The sequence below is a fragment of the Onishia taeanensis genome, from assembly GCF_900100755.1.
Classification (GTDB): domain Bacteria; phylum Pseudomonadota; class Gammaproteobacteria; order Pseudomonadales; family Halomonadaceae; genus Onishia; species Onishia taeanensis.
On the sequence record NZ_FNCI01000018.1, the window covers coordinates 15,175 to 33,035 of the forward strand.

At 66.7% G+C, this 17,861-nt stretch carries 19 protein-coding genes; 14 read left to right on the forward strand and 5 right to left on the reverse strand.

What is annotated here, in order from left to right; genetic code table 11:
* Positions 1-170 precede the first annotated feature (170 nt).
* On the forward strand, positions 171-773 hold the full coding sequence (locus BLR71_RS17695) for a hypothetical protein (protein ID WP_092528569.1): 603 nt from the start codon (positions 171-173) through the stop codon (positions 771-773).
* Positions 774-810: 37 nt separating this feature from the next.
* Here the strand turns inward: BLR71_RS17695 and BLR71_RS15855 are convergent, their stop codons facing one another.
* The 4 genes from BLR71_RS15855 to BLR71_RS15870 form a co-directional block, all read right to left on the reverse strand.
* Positions 811-1,428 carry a TPM domain-containing protein gene (locus tag BLR71_RS15855; RefSeq protein WP_092528570.1) on the reverse strand — a complete coding sequence of 206 codons (618 nt, stop codon included), beginning with the start codon at positions 1,426-1,428 and terminating at the stop codon, positions 811-813.
* Between the two features lie 27 nt (positions 1,429-1,455).
* Positions 1,456-2,214, reverse strand: a complete 759-nt coding sequence (locus BLR71_RS15860; protein WP_092528571.1) for a TPM domain-containing protein — start codon at positions 2,212-2,214, stop codon at positions 1,456-1,458.
* Positions 2,214-2,831 (reverse strand): LemA family protein, encoded by a 618-nt coding sequence (locus tag BLR71_RS15865; protein ID WP_092528572.1) that lies wholly within the window; start codon positions 2,829-2,831, stop codon positions 2,214-2,216. Before BLR71_RS15865 ends, BLR71_RS15860 begins: the two co-directional genes overlap by 1 nt.
* Positions 2,832-2,990: 159 nt before the next feature.
* The gene (locus tag BLR71_RS15870) at positions 2,991-3,455 is read right to left on the reverse strand and encodes a PPC domain-containing protein (RefSeq protein WP_175491708.1); all 465 of its coding nucleotides are present in this window, start codon (positions 3,453-3,455) and stop codon (positions 2,991-2,993) included.
* Positions 3,456-3,727: 272 nt separating this feature from the next.
* Here BLR71_RS15870 and BLR71_RS15875 point away from each other — a divergent pair, with 272 nt between their 5' ends.
* The 5 genes from BLR71_RS15875 to BLR71_RS15895 all read left to right on the forward strand — a co-directional run bounded on the left by BLR71_RS15875 (position 3,728) and on the right by BLR71_RS15895 (position 8,614).
* Positions 3,728-4,639 (forward strand): beta-keto acid cleavage family enzyme, encoded by a 912-nt coding sequence (locus tag BLR71_RS15875; RefSeq protein WP_092528662.1) that lies wholly within the window; start codon positions 3,728-3,730, stop codon positions 4,637-4,639.
* The gene (locus BLR71_RS15880; protein ID WP_092528574.1) at positions 4,636-5,607 is read left to right on the forward strand and encodes an L-carnitine dehydrogenase; all 972 of its coding nucleotides are present in this window, start codon (positions 4,636-4,638) and stop codon (positions 5,605-5,607) included. The genes BLR71_RS15875 and BLR71_RS15880 overlap by 4 nt, the downstream gene beginning before the upstream one ends.
* Positions 5,607-6,065 (forward strand): thioesterase family protein, encoded by a 459-nt coding sequence (locus BLR71_RS15885; protein WP_092528575.1) that lies wholly within the window; start codon positions 5,607-5,609, stop codon positions 6,063-6,065. Before BLR71_RS15880 ends, BLR71_RS15885 begins: the two co-directional genes overlap by 1 nt.
* 184 nt (positions 6,066-6,249) lie before the next feature.
* Positions 6,250-7,302 carry a GlxA family transcriptional regulator gene (locus BLR71_RS15890; RefSeq protein WP_092528576.1) on the forward strand — a complete coding sequence of 351 codons (1,053 nt, stop codon included), beginning with the start codon at positions 6,250-6,252 and terminating at the stop codon, positions 7,300-7,302.
* 79 nt (positions 7,303-7,381) lie between these two features.
* Positions 7,382-8,614: a TauD/TfdA family dioxygenase gene (locus BLR71_RS15895; protein WP_092528578.1), complete on the forward strand. Its 1,233-nt coding sequence runs from the start codon at positions 7,382-7,384 to the stop codon at positions 8,612-8,614.
* A 6-nt stretch (positions 8,615-8,620) separates the two neighbouring features.
* Here BLR71_RS15895 and BLR71_RS15900 read toward each other — a convergent pair whose 3' ends face one another.
* Positions 8,621-9,625 (reverse strand): GlxA family transcriptional regulator, encoded by a 1,005-nt coding sequence (locus tag BLR71_RS15900; protein ID WP_092528664.1) that lies wholly within the window; start codon positions 9,623-9,625, stop codon positions 8,621-8,623.
* A gap of 192 nt (positions 9,626-9,817) precedes the next feature.
* On the opposite strand from BLR71_RS15900, the gene tmpA reads away from it, so the two are divergent.
* The 8 genes from tmpA to BLR71_RS15940 all read left to right on the forward strand — a co-directional run bounded on the left by tmpA (position 9,818) and on the right by BLR71_RS15940 (position 17,860).
* On the forward strand, positions 9,818-10,969 hold the full coding sequence (tmpA, locus tag BLR71_RS15905) for a 2-trimethylaminoethylphosphonate dioxygenase (RefSeq protein ID WP_092528580.1): 1,152 nt from the start codon (positions 9,818-9,820) through the stop codon (positions 10,967-10,969).
* A complete protein-coding gene (locus BLR71_RS15910; protein ID WP_092528582.1) occupies positions 10,966-11,553 on the forward strand; it encodes an HD domain-containing protein in 588 nt (195 codons plus the stop codon). The genes tmpA and BLR71_RS15910 overlap by 4 nt, the downstream gene beginning before the upstream one ends.
* Positions 11,550-13,157, forward strand: a complete 1,608-nt coding sequence (locus BLR71_RS15915) for a 5-guanidino-2-oxopentanoate decarboxylase (RefSeq protein ID WP_092528584.1) — start codon at positions 11,550-11,552, stop codon at positions 13,155-13,157. Before BLR71_RS15910 ends, BLR71_RS15915 begins: the two co-directional genes overlap by 4 nt.
* Positions 13,158-13,227: 70 nt before the next feature.
* A complete protein-coding gene (locus BLR71_RS15920) occupies positions 13,228-14,172 on the forward strand; it encodes an ABC transporter substrate-binding protein (RefSeq protein ID WP_092528586.1) in 945 nt (314 codons plus the stop codon).
* On the forward strand, positions 14,169-15,377 hold the full coding sequence (locus BLR71_RS15925) for a pyridoxal phosphate-dependent aminotransferase (protein WP_281241783.1): 1,209 nt from the start codon (positions 14,169-14,171) through the stop codon (positions 15,375-15,377). The genes BLR71_RS15920 and BLR71_RS15925 overlap by 4 nt, the downstream gene beginning before the upstream one ends.
* 7 nt (positions 15,378-15,384) lie before the next feature.
* On the forward strand, positions 15,385-16,188 hold the full coding sequence (locus BLR71_RS15930) for an amino acid ABC transporter ATP-binding protein (RefSeq protein ID WP_092528588.1): 804 nt from the start codon (positions 15,385-15,387) through the stop codon (positions 16,186-16,188).
* Between the two features lie 106 nt (positions 16,189-16,294).
* Entirely contained in the window at positions 16,295-17,062 is a 768-nt protein-coding gene (locus tag BLR71_RS15935; protein WP_245696551.1) for a transporter substrate-binding domain-containing protein, read from the forward strand.
* Positions 17,063-17,146: 84 nt separating this feature from the next.
* The gene (locus BLR71_RS15940; RefSeq protein ID WP_092528590.1) at positions 17,147-17,860 is read left to right on the forward strand and encodes an ABC transporter permease; all 714 of its coding nucleotides are present in this window, start codon (positions 17,147-17,149) and stop codon (positions 17,858-17,860) included.
* The last annotated feature ends 1 nt before the right edge of the window (position 17,861 follow it).

Below are 17,861 nucleotides of genomic sequence, written 5' to 3' on the forward strand. Positions count from 1 at the left end.
TCGGCTGAAGCGACGCCGGCTTTAACCTTCTCTGGGCTTTTTTTGCCAAGGGCTAGCGGCTTTCTGCGCCATGCTTCTCATTCTCAGCATTAGTGGGCTGCCGCCCTGCACGGCGATATCGTATGCTTGGCCGCACGATCAACCGCAGATGAGTCGGACTGGAGACGGGAATGACCGAAAGGATGCGCGCCACGCAGGCCCTGATGACACGAACCCTGGCACTGGTGGCGCTTACGGCTGGGCTTTCAACACCGGCCGTAGCACTGATGTACAACCAGCAAGGTATCGAGGCCGCAGGCCACTGGGAGTCGATGACGCTGGTGCTTGGCGAGGAGCGCACCTACCGGGCCAGCAACAGCTACGACATGCCGGGCACGGCCTTTTCCGTCGATTTCGCGCCGCCCGAGTGTCGGCCGCGGCTGGAACTGAGGGTCGACATGGGCGAAGTGGCAAGCCGCGACGAGACCGTCGACGCCGATGCCGCCCTGCGCGTCGACCGCTTCACCGCCCATGCCGGGCCGGCGACGCTTGCCAAGGAGCGCGGCGATAATGGCGCCTACGTCAGCTTCACCAATGCCGCCCCCTATCGGTTACTGCACGAACTGAACGTGGGTGACACCCTGCGCCTTCAGATCGAGAACGGCAGCGAACCCTGGTACCTGGCCTTCCAGCTACCCGGGGCGGCCATCGCCCTCGACCGAGCGGCACGGCAGTGCCATGAGGCCGCTACGCCAGACGACGACGCCGAGCAACCGCCCAGCGCCTACTTTTGAATGGGGAATGGAGGGGGAATAAGCGACGAGCCGTCGGCTAGGTAAGGATCACCAGGCGGTTGGGTAGCTCGTTGCGCGTGTGGGTAGCGGGCAGCTCGCGCTTGAGGTGCTTGCCGCATGCCTCGATGCATTCCACGAACCCCCGTGCCGTCTGCCCCTGGCGGACGTGGGACGTGAAGTCGGCGACGATATCTTGCCAAGTGTCGTCGCCGAGGCGCTCGGCAATGCCGCGGTCGACCAGAATTTCCACGTAGCGCTCGGCTTCAGAGACGAAAATCAGCATCCCGGTGCCCGCCTCGGTGTGGTGCAGGTTCTGCTCGAGGAACTGGCGGCGGGCCAGGTTCGCCGCGCGCCAGTGACGTACCGCACGGGGAATCAGCCGTGTGGTGACGGCGGGTATCCGACATACCAGAGCCGCCACCACGAAGGTGGCCCACTGGACCAGCAGTAGCGTGGTGGCATCCCACCAGCCGGGGAAATAATTGATCGCGCCGGGGACCACCAGCGCCAGAATGCCGGCCCATAGCAGGGGGATATAGGCGTAATCATCGGCCTGGGCGGCCAGCACGGTGACCACTTCGGCATCGGTCTCCTGCTCGATTCGCTGAATCGTCTCAGCCACCTTTTGCTGCTCGCTGTCGCTCAATAACGCCATGGGGTATCTGTACTCGCTTGAAAGGGTTTACCAGCCACCGGAGGCGCCACCGCCCCCGAAACCGCCACCACCGCCGCTGAAGCCTCCGCCTCCGCCGAGACCGCCGCCACCACCGTGGCCACCTCGGCCTCCCAGTGCGGCCCCCAGCAGCAGACCGCCCAGAATGCCGCGACGACCACGACCACCGCGACCACCACCCAGGAAGCCGGTGACAGCGAGCAGCAGCAGGAAGAACAGGATCGACTTGGGGCCGTCCGGCCCTTGCTTTTCAGATCCAGGCTGCGCGCTAGTGGTGGCGAGCGGGTCGCCCCCCAGCACCTGGATCATCGCCTGGGTGCCTTCGAGGATGCCGCGGCCGAATTCCCCCTGGCGGAAGGCCGGGGTGATCACCTGGTTGATGATCACCGAGGACTGCGCATCGGTCAGGCGCCCTTCGAGGCCATAGCCCACCTCGATGCGCACTTTGCGCTCATCACGGGCCACGATCAGCAGCGCGCCGTTGTCCTCGCCCTTCTGGCCGATCCCCCAATGACGCCCCAGCTGATAGCCGTATTGCTCGATGGTCTCCCCTTGAAGGTTGGGCAGCGTGACCACCACCACCTGCTCGGTGGTGGCCTGCTCATGCGCCGCCAGCATCTTGGTCAGACGCGTTTCGTCAGCGGCATCCAGCATCTCGGCCTGGTCGACGACACGACCGCTGAGCGCCGGGAATTCAGGCTGCTGTGCCTGAGCGCCAAGCGCCACCAGCAGCAACAGGACGACGGGGAGTTGCCGAAACAGCCGCATCAGAAGGACACCTCCGGCGCCTTGTCGGCGTCGGTCGCTGTGGCTTCGAAGTTCTCGCGCAGCTCCATGTCGCTGTACAGCAGGCTATGCCAGAGACGCCCCGGGAAGGTGCGAATCTCGGTGTTGTAGCGCTCGACCGCGGCGATGAAGTCGCGGCGCGCGACCGCGATGCGGTTCTCGGTGCCTTCGAGCTGGGACTGTAGCGCCAGGAAGTTCTGGTTGGACTTGAGGTCCGGATAGCGCTCCGAGACCGCCATCAGTCGGCTCAGGGCACTGGAGAGCTCACCCTGCGCCTGCTGGAACTGACGCAGCTTCTCGGGATTGTTGAGGATACTCTCGTCGACCTGGATTGACGTCGCCTTGGAGCGGGCTTCGATCACCGCCGTCAGCGTCTCCTGCTCCTGGCGCGCGTATCCCTTGACGGTCTCTACCAGGTTGGGGATCAGATCGGCTCGCCGCTGATACTGGTTCTCGACCTGCGACCAGGCTGACTTCACCTGCTCGTCATAGGTCGGCAGGTTGTTCACTCCGCAGCCCGTCAGCAGCATGGCGACGAGCAGCAGGATGGCCGAACGCCAGGCGATCCGGTAGGGGGTAACCCCGAGTGTGGCTTGCATGGTTGGTTCGCTTCCCCGTCTGGTTGGCCGATGATCAGCCCTCACGGTACACGGTGGCGGCCGGCGCGAGAAGCAAACCTGCCGCCCACGCCCCGTCTAAGGCTAAAGGACGCCTAACGTTGAGTGCTGATGGCGTTTCGGGCTCGGGGCGTTTCGGCTTCAGGGCGTTCCGGGCTCGACGTCCAGACGCACCGAATAGCGACGGTGGGCCTCGCAGTCGTCGGCCATGATCGTGCAGCCGCCGCCGTCGCTGACCTCCAGGTACCAGCGCCCCGCCGGCAGCGAGCGCGTCAGGCGAAAGTTCTCGCCCTCGCCGCTGCGCCAGTCCCGAGCCACTACTCGGCCCTTGGCATCGAACAGGGTGGCGTCGGGATCCAGGGTCCAGCCGCTGGCCGGCGTCTCGCTTTCGAGCCTCACCTTTGCCGGCGCCGTGAGCGTAAAGGCATAGACATCCACTCCCGGCCCCAGCCAGCCGTCGCGCGGCTCACCGGGTACCAGCTCGATGGCCTGCACCTCACGGGTCGCGGGCGTGGCGCAGCCTGCGATCATGCCAAGCAGAACCAGCGCCATCAGCCCCCACCCCAGCGCGGCCTTTCCCGCAGGCACCGGCCACCGCCGAGACACCAGGCCGCGTCCTCGCCGTCGCTCACCCCGCATTCCCATCGCCCTTTCCTCTCAATCGCCCTCTCCTCTCAATCGCCCTCTCCTCTCAACGTCCGCCGACGATTGATGACGCGCCGCGCCTCTCTCGCTGTCTACGCCTAGTTTAGTCACTCTGATGCCGTATGCAGGCGCCACAATTGACGCCTTTGGTCAATTTAATGGCGCTTCACGCACACAGGCTAGGCCGTGCATCGTCGAGACTTGAGGCATATTCCACAATGGAGCCGATGACCATGAACCCTAATGTCATCATGACCTGTGCCATCACCGGCGCCGGTGACACCGCCGACAAGAACCCTAACGTCCCGGTCACCCCCAAGCAGATCGCCGCCGACTGCATCGCCGCCGCCAAGGCCGGCGCCAGCGTCGCCCACATCCACGTCCGCGATCCCGAGACCGGCGGTATCAGCCATTCCACCGAGCACTTCCGCGAGGTGATGGAGCGGGTCCGCGAGGCGGACACCGACATCGTCATGAACATCACCGCCGGCGGCGGCGGCGACTGGATTCCCGACGCCGTAGATCCGACCCGCGGCGGTCCGGGCACCGACATGCAGACCCCGGCCGAGCGTCATGCACCGGTCGGCGAATTACTGCCCGAGCTGTGCACCCTGGACTGCGGCAGCCTCAACTTCGGCGATATGGTCTACATCAACACCGCCGACTGGCTGCGTGAACACGCCCGCCTGGTGCAGGCCGCCGGCGTCAAGCCGGAGCTCGAGTGCTTCGACCTGGGTCACGTCTGGTTCGCCCGCCAGCTGCAGAAGGAAGGCCTGCTCGACGGCGACCCGCTGTTCCAACTCTGCCTGGGCATTCCCTGGGGCGCCGAGGCCGATACCGAGACCATGCTTGCCATGCGCAACAAGCTGCCGGAAAACGCCAACTGGGCCGCCTTCGGCATCGGCCGTCACCAGATGCCGATGGTCGCCCAGGCGATGCTGCTCGGCGGCCACGTCCGCGTCGGTCTGGAAGACAACCTCTATCTCAGCAAGGGCGTGCCGGCTACCAACGCCGGCCTGGTCGAGAAGGCCTGCGGCATCATCGATAACCTCGGCGGTCGCGTCATGACCCCGGCCGAGACCCGCGCCCACCTCAAGCTGCGCGACCCCAAGACCGGCCAGACCGTCACAGGAGGTGAGGCATGAGCCAGCAACTCTCGACGAAGAAACTGGCCGTCATTGGCACCGGCGTCATCGGTAACGGCTGGATCGCCCGGGCACTGGCCAACGCTTGGGACGTGGTCGCCTTCGACCCCGCGCCGGATGCCGCCGAACGCACCCGCGCCTTCATTGACAATGCCTGGGCATCGCTTGAGAAAGACGGCTTGGCCGAGGGCGCCGCCAAGGAGCGCTTGCGCTTCGTTTCGAGCCTCGAGGAGGCCGTTGTCGGCGCCGACCTGATCCAGGAAAACGTGCCGGAGCGCCTGGCGCTCAAGCAGGAGATCCTGGCCGCCATCGACGCCGCCGCTGACGAACACGTCGTGATCGGTTCCTCGACGTCAGGTTTCAAGCCGACCGACCTGCAGCAGGACTGCCAGAAGGCGCCCGGCCGCGTGATCGTCGCCCACCCCTTCAACCCGGTCTATCTGTTGCCGCTGGTCGAGCTGGTGGGGGGCGAGCACACCACCGAGGCGCTGCTGGAAGGCGCCCGCGAGGACTACCAGCGTCTGGCCATGCGCCCGCTGATCGTGCGGCGCGAGATCGAAGGCCATATCGCCGACCGCCTGATGGAGGCGCTGTGGCGCGAGGCCCTGCACCTGGTCAACGATGGCGTCGCCACCACCGAGGAGATCGACGCCGCCGTGGTCTACGGCTGTGGCCTGCGCTGGTCGCTGATGGGCACCTTCCTGACCTTCCACCTGGCCGGTGGCGAGCAGGGCATGCGCCATATGCTCGAGCAGTTCGGCCCGGCACTGAAGCTGCCCTGGACCAAGCTCGAAGCCCCGGAACTGACCGATGAGCTGATCGACAAGGTCGTCGAGGGCTGCGAGTACCAGGCCGCCGGCCGCCCGGTCGCCGAGCTGGACCGTCGTCGCGACGACTTCCTGGTCGAGCTGCTGGCCCTGACCCGTAAGTACTGGCCGGAGGCCGAGGGCCTCGAGGGGCGCATCTGATGGCGCTGCTCGAGCTCAAGGTTCCCCGCGAGTGGGTCGACTACAACGGCCATATGAATGACGCCGAATACGCGCGCGCCTTCTCGCTGGGCGTCGAAGCGCTGATGGAGCGCATCGAGCTGGATGCAGAAGGCCGCCAGCGGCATGGCTACACCATCTATACCCTCGAGACGCACCTTTGCTATCGCCGTGCCGCCCACGAGGGCCAGGCGCTGTGCATCGACGTGACGCTGCTCGAACGTGATGCCAAACGCCTGCATGTCCTGTTCACCATGCAGGACACGGCAGGCCACCTGCTCGCCTCGAGTGAACAGATGCTGATGGGTATCGACTCGCTCAATGGTCGCCCCGCGCCCTTTCCCGGCGCGGTGGATGCCGCCATCGACACCCTGCCGCAAGCCGACACCTGGCCGGAGCTCGCCGGCCGCCGCATCGGCCTGCCGTCAGGCAATCGCTGACGCTGCCGGCGTCATGCGAGTGGGCGAGCCTGGCTCGCTCACTCGCCGATGGGCTTGTGCTTTGCGGTTCGACTAGGCGCCTGCCTGTGCCAACCGTCTACGCCGCTTCTTCATTCACCGTGTTGCAACGGCCTGACCGAGCGCTACACTCGTCGACGCCTCTCTTGCGACGATGACCTGCCCCATGCGACTCACCTATAGCGCGCAAAGCCCCGAATCCATCGGCTTCCTACTGCTACCGCGCTTCGCCATGGTGGCCTTCTTCTCCGCCATCGAACCGCTGCGCATCGCCAACCGACTCACCGGCGAGTCCCTCTTCGAGTGGGACCTGGTCAGTCGCGACGGCCGGCCGGTGACCGCCTCCAACGGCATGGCGATCGACGCCGACCATGGCCTAGAGGATGCCCCGCTGACGCCGAGCCTCGCCGTCTGCGCGAGCTTCGCCCCCGACGATGCCATCGACGAAACGCTGATCCGTTGGCTGCGCGAGCGCGCCGCGCAGGGCTGCGTGCTGGGCGGCATGGATACCGGCTGCGTGGTGTTGGCCGCCGCCGGCCTGCTCGATGATCAAACCGTCACCCTGCACTGGGAGTCTCTGCCCGAATTCCGGGCCCGCTTTCCCCAGGTCGATGCCGTCGAATCTCTCTACGAGGTGACCGCCGAAGGCTTCTCCTGCGCCGGAGGCAGCTCGGCCATCGACATGAGTCTCGACCTGATTCGCCGCCGCCACGGCGACGATCTGGCCGAGCGGGTGTGCGCTCAGCTACTGCACGACCAAGGGCGCCGACCCGCCAGCCGCCAGCGCGATCCGCTGATGCCAGAAGACCCGCTATTGGTCCGCGCCATCGCCCTGATGGAGGCCAACCTGGACACGCCGCTCGGCATCGGCGAACTCGCCGCCGAGCTCGATCTTTCCTGGCGGCGGCTAGAGCGGCTCTTCGTGCGCCAGCTGGGCACCTCGCCTCAGCGTATCTATATGGCACGCCGTCTGGATCATGCCCACCGGCTGCTGCGAGAAACACGCCACAGCGTCATGGAAATCGCACTGGCCTGCGGCTTCGGCTCGGCCTCGAGCTTTACCCGGGCCTTTCGCCGCCAGCATGGCCTGACGCCCAGCGAGCTGCGCAGGCGACCCTCGGCCGCTGCTGCGGCGGGTCCGCTCTCTCATCGTGAACCGTCGAGCCTCGAACTGTCGAGCCTCGAACCGTCGAGCCTCGAACTGTCGAATCGTGCATAGTCGGCGTCGAATCCGGACGCTCTCTGTACCGTCTGCCTTGGCATCCTAGCGACCAACCACTCGCTGCTGAGGAAGCCCCATGACCGACCTGCCAATCACCCCCGATTACGACGCCTGGCCCATCGACGTTGCCCTAGAGGCCGTGTCCTTCTCGCCGCGCCTCTTGACCGTGCACTGGCAGGACGGCCGCGTCAGCCGCTATCACAGCATCTGGTTACGGGAGAACGCCGCCGACGACACCACTATCAATCCGGCGACCCGCGAGCGCATTCTGGATCTTTCCAGCCTGCCGGCCTGGCCGGAGATCGCCGGCGCCGAAATCGACGCCGCCGGCGCCCTGTGCGTGACCTTCGCCCCCGAGGACCGCCGCCTGCGCTTCCATCCGGGCTGGCTGCGCGCCAATGACTATGACCAGCCGCGTGACAAGGCCGCCGACCCGGAAGCGCCGCTGGTGCCGGTCACCACCTGGCTGGGTGGCCCCGACGGCGGGCCCGATACCCTCGACGCATCGGGCCTGCTCGAGACCGCACCGGGCAGCGAGGCGGAAGAGGCGATGCTCGCCCCGGCACTCGAAAGCGTGCTCGGCAAGGGGCTGGTGCGGTTGCGCCACCTGCCCACCGAACCCGGCTCGCTTGCCGACATCGCCGGGCGCATTGGGCCGGTTCGGCCCACCAACTTCGGCCAGTTGTTCGACGTCAAGGCCAAGCCGGACCCGGACTCCAACGCCTACACCTCCATCGCCCTGCCGCCCCACGTCGACCTGCCGACCCGCGAGTACCATCCGGGCCTGCAGATGCTGCACTGCCTGGAGAACAGCGTGGAAGGCGGCCAGGCCGTGATGCTCGACGGCTTCGCCATCGCCGAGGCGCTGCGCGATCATCATCCCGAGGCCTTCGCGACCCTGACCCGAGTACGCTGGCGCTTCGCCAACACCGCCAAGACCACCGACTACGTCTGGCACGAACCGATGATCCGCCTCGACGCCCGGGGCGAGCTGCTCGAGGTGCGCATCGCCGACTTCCTACGCGGCCCACTGGATGCCGCCTTCGAAGACATCGAACCGGCCTATGAGGCGCTGATGACCCTGCAGCGGCTGCTGCGCGACCCGGCCTTCGCCATCCGCTTCACCTACGCACCCGGCGACCTGGTGATCTTCGACAATCGCCGGCTGCTCCACGCCCGGGATGCCTTCGAGGGCCAAAGCGGCCACCGCTGGCTGCAGGGCTGCTACATGGAGCGCGACGAGATCCGCTCGCGCTATCGCATGGTCCAGCGCGCCCGGCGCCGGCGGCGAATGACCGAGGAGGCCTGAGACACCTCAGCTCGGCCCTCGAGCGGCGGTCTGGCTGGGCGTTTCGCTGAAACGCGCGCGATAGGCGCGGGAAAAGTGCGTCAACTGCTGGAAACCGGTGGCCATTGCCGCTTCAGTGACCCGGCAATGGCTGCCGGCCAGCAAACGCTGCGCCCGGTCCAGACGCATGCCCAAGTAACACTGCTTGGGCGTCTCACCGAAGTGCGCCAGAAACAATCGCGCCAGCTGGCGCTGCGACTGCCCCACCATCCTGCAGATCTCGGGAATCGGCAGCGCCTGGGCCAGGTTGGCCTCCATCACCGCCAAGCTCCTGACCACGCTGCGCGGCAGCCCTGCATAGCGCACCTGGCGCTCATCGTCGGTTGATACCTCATGGCGATGGTGCACCAGCTGGCGGCCCACGGCGTCGGCTAGCGCCGGGCCATAATCGCGGGCGATACGGTCCAGCATCATATCGATGCCGGCGGTACCCCCGGCACCAGTCTGTCGCGTGGCATCGGCTTCGAAGCGCTCGCGGCTGACGCGTAGCTGCGGGAACTCGCGGCGAAAGGCCGGCACGCTCTCCCAGTGCAGTGCCACCCGGCAGCCCTCCAACACCCCCGCCCGCGCCAGAATGAAGGGGGCGGTATCCAGACCGCCCAACCACCCACCATGGGCCGCCAAACGACGCAGAACGGCTCGCTCCCGAGCCGTTACCTCCGCTTCCGGCTCGTAGGACGACACCACCATCAGGTGAGCATCGTCAGGCACCGAGGCCAGGTCGCCGTTGACGTCGATGCATACCCCGTTACTGGCCACCACGCCCTTGCCATCCATCGAGCGCAACCGCCAGGCAAACAGGTTGCGACCAAAACGGTTGGCGACGCGCAGCGGCTCCAGCATGCAGAACAGGGTCAGCATCGAGAACTTGGGAACCAGCCAGACATCCAGGGTCTGTTCGGCCTGCTCGGGCGAAAGCAGCGGCGGCGAATCCGGACGCGGATACGGCCAAGCCTCGGCGTAATCCTTCATATTGACCAAAAATATCAACCTTATGGCTAATTTAGTTCAATTCTATGGCCGGCCTGCCGCTAGGGTAAAGCGAGTCGCGTCAACGGTGCCGCTGGCCACGGACCTCATGACGTCTTAGCGCGTCTGCTACAGAACATCGCCTCAGGAGCCTGTCAGGAACGGGCTCTCAGCATTACCCGGAGATTCACCGCCATGACCACAAGCGCCAAGGCAACGCTGTCCGCCGATGGACAGCGCCTGACCCTCGACATCGACGCCCGGCCCCGCGAATTCGCGGCCCTATGGCTACGCGAACGGGCGCCCGACGCCGAAACGCTGGACCCCCTCACCGGCCAGCGCCTGATCGAGGCCGCCGAGCTGCCGCTCGACCTGGCCTTGGAGCACGCCGAGCTTTCCGAAGATGCCCTGGCGCTGCGCTTCAGCGACGGTCACCGGGTTCACTTCCCGCTGAGCGAGCTACTCGACGCCAGTCGCCAAGGCCTTGATGGCGCCGATGCCGCAGACCTCGTCGCCCCGGGGCGCGTGTTGTGGGACGCCCAACGGGCCAAGCCGCAACATACCTCCTTCGCTGCCGCCATCGACGACGATGCCGCCTTGCTCGAGATGCTCGAGGGCCTGCATCGCGACGGCTTCGTCGTGGTCTCCGGCGTACCCGCCGAAGAGGACGGCATGCAGGCGCTGATGGAGCGTGTCGGGCCGCTGCGTCGCACCAACTGGGGCGGCATTGCCGACGTCAAATCGGTGGCCAATGCCTACGACCTGACCATGACCCAGCGCGGCCTGGAACCGCATACCGACAACCCCTATCGCGACCCGATTCCCGGCTATATCTGGCTGCACTGCCTGACCAATGCCGCCGACGGCGGTGACAGCACCCTGGCCGACGGCTATCGGGCGGCCCAACTGCTTCGTGAGCGCGATCCGGCGGCCTTCGACTGCCTGACCCGGGTGTCGCCGGGCTTTCGCTACCGCGATGAGACCACCTGGCTCGAGAGCGAGGGGCCGCTGATCGAACTCGACAACCAGGGGCGCATTTTCCGCGTGCGCTACAGCAACCGCACCGAGCGCGTCGAGGCACTGCCCGCCGAGGAACTGGCGCGCTACTACGCCGCCCGTCAGGCCTTCTACCAGTTGATCACCTCCGACGAGCTGACCCTGAACCTCAAGCTCGACCCGGGCCAGATGCTGATCATGGATAACTATCGCCTGCTGCACGGCCGTCGCGCCTTCGAGCTGGCCGGCGGCGTGCGCCATCTGCGCCAGGGCTATGTGGATCGCGATAGCACCGCCAGCCGCCGCCTGGTGCTGCGCCAGCAGTTGGCAAGCAAAGAGGAGGCCGCATGATGAAGGCCAGTTTCCGACATTTCGGTGAGGCCCACCGCGACGAGTGGGCGCTGATCGATGATCGCTTTCGCGACTACGTGGCCGACGCCCCGCGGCGGGTGCTCGAGCACCTTCACCGTCTGGCCGGCGACACCCACGGCTATCCGGTGGATCGCTTCGAGCATTGCCTGCAAACCGCTACGCGGGCACTTCGCGACGGCGCCGACGAGGAGATGGTGGTCTGCGCCCTGCTGCATGACATCGGCGACGACCTATCGCCGGCCAACCATGCCGAGATTGCGGCCGGCATCCTCGAGCCCTTCATCGACCCGTTGAACACCTGGATGATTCGTCACCACGAACTCTTCCAGGGCTATCACTACCGTCACTTCTTTGGCCTGGATCGCCACGCACGCGAGCAGTTTGCAGACCATCCCGCCTATGAGCGCACGGTGCGCTTTTGTGACGACTGGGACCAGGCCAGCTTCGACCCCGACTACGACACCCTGCCGCTCGAGCACTTCGTGCCGATGGTGGAGCGGGTGCTACGCCGAGCCCCGTTCGGCGGCCTGCCTGCCATTTGCGAGGAGGCGACGGCACCATGACCTGTGCCCAGCAACTGATCGCCCTGCTCGAGGCCTACGGCGTCGACACCGCCTTTGGCATCCCCGGCGTGCATACTATCGAGCTGTATCGCGCCCTGGGCACCAGCGGGCTTGCGCACATCACGCCACGCCATGAGCAGGGCGCCGGCTTCATGGCCGACGGCTACGCCCGCGCCAGCGGCAAGCCGGCGGCCTGCTTCATCATCAGCGGCCCCGGCATGACCAATATCGCCACCGCCATGGGCCAGGCGCTGGCCGACTCGGTGCCGATGCTGGTCATTTCGAGCGTCAACCAGCGCGCCAGTCTGGGCCGCGGCCAGGGGCGACTTCACGAAATGCGCCACCAGGGCGAGACGCTCTCTGGCGTCAGCGTGCTCAGCCACACCCTGCACGATCCGGCCGCGCTGCCGGAAGTGCTGGCCCGCGCCTTCGCAGTGTTCGCGAGCGCCCGCCCGGGCCCGGTGCATATCGAGATTCCGCTGGATGTGATGGCGGCCCCAGTACCCGAAAACGCGCCCTCAGCGGCGCACGTCTTTCCGCCGGCCCCCGCACCCGAGGCCCTGACGCTGGCCACCGACTGGCTCGCCAATGCCGAACGCCCGCTGGTACTGCTCGGTGGCGGCACCGTCGCCGCCCCCGAGGCGGCACAGGCGTTGGTCGAACGCCTCGACGCCCCGGCCTTCACCACCATCAACGCCAAGGGCGTATTGGCGCAGGATCACCCGCTGGACCTGGGCGCTACCATGAGCCTGCCCGCCGCGCGCCGATTGGCCGCCGAGGCCGACGTGGTGCTGGCGCTGGGCACCGAGATCGGCGAGACCGATTACGACCTGGTATTCGACGGCGGTTTCCGGCTCGATGGTCGCCTGATCCGGGTCGATATCGATCCCCAGCAGCTGGGCCGCAACCAGGCGCCAGACCTCGCCCTGCTCGCCGAGGCCGGCCAGGCCATGCGCGGCCTGCTCGCGCACCTGCCCCCTGACCGCCCCCGGTCGGCCCAACGTGACGGTGCTGACCGGGCCGCCGAGGTGCGCGACGCGCTGGCCATCGCCGAGGACCCGGAGCTCGCGCCCTATGTGCCGCTCTACATCACCCTGCGCGCGGCGCTGCCCGACGCCATCGTGGTCGGCGACTCCACAGGCCCGGTCTACGCCGGCAACTTCCTGGCCTCGATGCCGGCGCCGCGTCGCTGGTTCAACGCCGCCACCGGCTTCGGCACCCTCGGCTACGGCCTGCCCGCCGCCCTTGGCGCCGCCACCGCCCGGCCCGACCTACCGGTGATCGCCCTGGTCGGCGATGGCGGCCTGCAGTTCGTGCTCGGCGAGCTCGGCACCGCCCGCGACCTTGGCCGGCCGGTCGCGATAGTGATCTGGAACAACGACGGCTACGACGAGATTCGCCGCTACATGTCACTAAGCGAGGTTTCGCACCTGGGCGTAGACTTGGCGGCACCCGGCTTCGACGCCCTGGCCAAGGCCTATGCCTGCCGCTATCAGGGTGTCAGCTCTCCCGCCAACCTTTACGAGGCCTTGGGCCGGCTCGACGCCGCCGCAAGCCCGCTGATCATCGAGGTCGATGCCGCCGCCTGGGCCAAGGCGCTCTGACGCCCCGCGGCCTCGCCCCGACATGGGCCGGCATCGCCGGCTCACAACAACGATAAGGAGACGTTCTCGAATGAAGACGCATACCACGACCCTGACGCTGCTGGCGGGCCTGGCCCTGGCCGGCCCCGCCTTTGCCGCCGCTGACACCGACCGGGATGACACGATCAACCTCGTGGTACCGCCCTGGCCGGGCGTGACCGTCAAGAGTGAGATTTTCTCGCAGCTCATCGAGCCGCTGGGCTATACCACCGAGATTCAGGAACTCAGCTCCACGGTGGGCTACAACACGATGCAAACCGGCGACAGCGATGCCTTCCTGGCCGGCTGGCTGCCCGCCCAGCAGGAGAGCTACGACGCTGCCATGCAGGCCGGCGCCATCCTCGATCTTGGCAACAACGTCAACGGCGCCCGCATGGGCTTCGCCGTACCGGGTTACGTTTATGACGCCGGCATCACCAGCGCCGAGCAACTAGCCGACCCCGAGGTGGCAAAACGCTTCGGCAAGCGCATCTTCAGCATCGAGAGTGGGTCCACGGTCACCGATATGCTCGACGGCGCCATCAGCGCCAATACCTACGGTCTTGGCGACTGGGATATCGCTCCCTCCTCGACGCCGGGCATGCTGTCCATGGTCAAGGGCGCCGTGGCCGAAGAGAAGTGGGTGCTGTACTACGGCTGGACGCCGCACTGGATGGTCCCGGAATACGACACGCACATCCTCGACGACCCGCAAGGCGTCTTCGGCCCCGATAACGGCCGCAGCGACGTCAAGACCATCGTGTCCAAGGCCTACGCCGAGGCCAACCCCAACCTTACCCAACTACTCGACCAGTTCGAGTTCTCGGCCGATGAACAGAGCGAATTCATCAGCGCCTACAGCCTGCAGGAGCGCGAGCTCAAGGACGTGGCCCATGACTGGCTGGCCGATCACCCCGAGCGCGTGGCCGCCTTCCTCGAGGGCGTCGAGACCCGCGACGGCAACGACGCCCTGACGGCGGTGGAGGCCAGCCTATGACGACGATGCGCTTCTCCCGACTGACCGAGCGTATCGCCGGCGAAGGCGCCGCCGCCTGGGATATCCACAACCGGGCGCTGGCGCGCAAGGCCGCCGGCGAGGACATCACGGTGCTGTCGGTGGGCGACCCGGACTTCGCGACCCCGGCAGCGATCGTCGAAAGTGCCGTGACCAGCCTACGTGGCGGCGCCACCCATTACCCCGACGTACAGGGCAAGCAAGACCTGCGCGAGGCCATCGCCGCGCGGTATCGTGCCCAGGGTGTGAATGCCACAGCGGATCAGCTGATCGTGATGGCGGGCGCCCAGTGCGGCCTTTATGCCACCGCCCAGTGCCTGCTCGACCCCGACGACGAGGTGATCGTCCCCGAGCCGAGCTACGTCACCTATGAAGCCGTGCTGCGCTCCACCGGCGCCCGCATGGTGCGCATTCCGCTGCGCGGCGACGACGACTTCCGCCTGGACGTCGCCGACATCGAGGCCGCGATCACCCCGCGCACCCGGGCGATCATGCTCAACAGCCCCCACAACCCCACCGGCCAACTGATCGACGCCGCTTCCTGGGCCGCCATTGCCGCGCTCTGCCACCGCCATGACCTATGGCTGATCTCCGATGAGGTCTACGCCGAGCTGGTCTTCGAAGGCAAGCACATCTGTGCTGCGAGCCTAGCCGTCATGGCCGACCGCACCGTGGTCGTCGACAGCCTTTCCAAGTCCCATGCCATGACCGGCTGGCGGCTGGGCTGGGTGCTCGGCCCGCAGGCGCTGATCGACCATATGGCCAACCTGGCGCTTTGCATGCTCTATGGCTGCCCGGAGTTCATCCAGGACGCCGCTCGCGATGCCCTCAGTCAGGACCTGCCCGAGCGCGACCAGATGCGCGAGACCTACCGGGCGCGTCGCGACGCCGTATGCGACGCCCTCGCCGGCTGCTCGGCCATCGATGTCATCAAACCCGCGGCAGGCATGTTCCTGATGATCGACGTGCGCGCTACCGGACTTTCTTCCCAGGCCTTCGCCGACCGTCTGCTCGATGAGCAGGGCGTGTCGGTGCTGTCGGGGGAGGCCTTCGGCCCCTCCGCCGCCGGCTTCGTGCGCCTGAGCCTGACCGTCGATGCCGACCGCCTGCGCACGGCCAGCCAGCATCTAGCGCGCTGCGCCGAAGCGGCGCGGGAAGATGCCGCCGCTCTTTCCCCTGCAGAGTGAATCGCCTATGACATCATCGCTACACGCCACTCCGTCGGCCTCTAGCACCCTCGCCGTAGAGGCCCGCCACCTCGTCAAGCGCTATGGCGATCTCGAGGTGCTGCGCGACGTTTCCCTCGAGGTCCCCGAGGGCAGCGTCACCTCCATCATCGGCGCCAGCGGCTCGGGCAAGAGCACCCTGCTGCGCTGTCTCAACCTGCTGGAGCGCCCCAACCTCGGCGAACTGGCGATCGCCGATGAAGCCATTCGCTTCGACCGCACCCCCCAGGGCGACGTCGTCGGCCTGGACAGGCGCCAGCTGCAGCGGTTGCGCGCCAAGGTCAGCATGGTCTTCCAGCAGTTCAATCTCTGGCCCCACTTCACGGTGCTCGGCAACGTCACCGAGGCGCCAATGCGGGTCAAGGGTCTCTCCCGGCGTCGCGCCAATGCCCTCGCCGAACACTACCTTGAGCGGGTCGGCATGGCCGACAAGCGCGACAGCTATCCGGCCTATCTTTCCGGCGGCCAGCAGCAGCGAGTAGCGATCGCCCGCGCGCTAGCCATGGAACCGCGACTGCTGCTGTTCGATGAGCCGACCTCGGCGCTGGACCCGGAGCGGGTCAGTGAGGTCCTCAGCGTCATCCGCGGCCTGGCCGATGAAGGACGCACCATGGTGCTGGTGACCCATGAAATGGCCTTCGCCCGGGATGTATCCGACCAGGTGGTATTTCTTGATCGCGGTGTCGTCGGCGTCGCCGGCACCCCGCAAGACGTCTTCGAGGACAGCGAGCACGAACGTTGCCGTCACTTCGTGGCACCGGCCGTTTGCTAGCAGCGCCGATGTCACACCCCCTGATGCAAGACCCAGATGCATAGATAACCAATGCATTAGCCGCAGACGCACTACACAAGAGCTTTAAAAAGCCAAGGAGATCACTGTGAAACATACCCTGATGATGACCGCCGCTGCCCTGACGCTCGGCCTGAACATGACGGCCCAAGCCGCCGAGCCGCTGAAGATCGGCATTTCTGCCGAGCCCTATCCGCCCTTCACCTACACCTCTTCCGAGGGCGAATGGACCGGCTTCGAGGTCGAGTTGGGCATGGCCATCTGCGAGGCCATGGACGAGGCCTGTGAGATCACCCCCACCGGCTGGAGCGGCATCATTCCGTCGCTGAAGGCCGGCCGTATCGACATGATCATGAACTCGATGTCGATCACCCAAGCCCGTCAACGGGTCATCGACTTCAGCCAGCCCTACTACTTCACCCCGGGCGCCTTCGTGGCCGCTGACGATCTTGCACTCGAGGTTCCTGAGGGGCTCGATGGCCTGGTGCTTGGCGTGCAGTCCGCCACCACCAACGCCACCTATGCTCGCCGCGCCCTGCGCGACAGCGTCGGCGACATCCGCCTCTACGATCAGGCCGAACAGGTCAACCGCGACCTGCTGGCCGGTCGCCTGGACGTAATCCTGGCCGACGAGATCGCCATGACCGAGTTCCTGGAGCGCGACGAGGCAGAGGGCTACGAAATCAAGGCCACCGCCCCACGCCACGAGGCTTACGGCGAAGGCGTGGGCATCGGCATCCGCAAGGGCGATGACGCCCTGAAGACGAAGATCGATGCGGCCATCGCCCAGGTCCGTGACGACGGCACCTGCAGCATCCTGTCCGAGCAATACTTCGGCACCGACATCTGCACCTGATCCCGGTCCTCGACGACGTTCGCCCGGCAGGTGGCCATTGCCGCCTGCCGGCCTCGCCCTGTCTCATCAAGGACGCAACACACCATGAACACGGTTTCCCAAGAAGGGTTGCTCGATTGGGCCGGCCCCATTCTCCAGGGTGCCCTGACGACCCTCGAGATCGCCGTCCTGGCCTACGCCATCGGCCTGGTGCTGGGCCTGATCGGCGCCAGCGCACGCTTGAGCCCCTGGGCCCCGCTGCGCGGCCTGGCCACCGCCTACTCGACGGCGGTTCGCGCCGTCCCCGAACTGCTGCTGATCATCCTGCTCTACTACGCCGGCTCCCAGGCGCTCACCGCGCTGATCCACGCCATGGGGCTGCCTGGCCAGGTCGCCATCAATGGCTTCGTTACCGCCGTTGGCGTGCTGGCCTTCGTTCAGGGCGCCTACATGACCGAGGTGCTGCGCGGCGCCATCCTGGCCATTCCCAAGGGCCAGCTCGAGGCGGCCGACGCCTTCGGCTTCTCCACCTGGTCGCGCTTTCATCGCATCGTGATTCCCGCCATGCTGCCCAACGCCCTGCCCGGCATGTCCAACCTGTGGCTGATTCTGATCAAGGACACCGCCCTGATCAGCGTGATCGGCTTCAGCGAGCTGTTCTTCACCATCCAGCAGGCCGCCGCCAGCACTCGGGCCCACTTCCTGTTCTACGCCGCCGCCGGCGCCATCTACCTGCTGATGACCCTGACCTCCACCGCACTCTTCGCGCGCCTGGAGCGCTACGTGCGCCGAGGCCAGCCCGCACAAGAGGAGGCCTGAC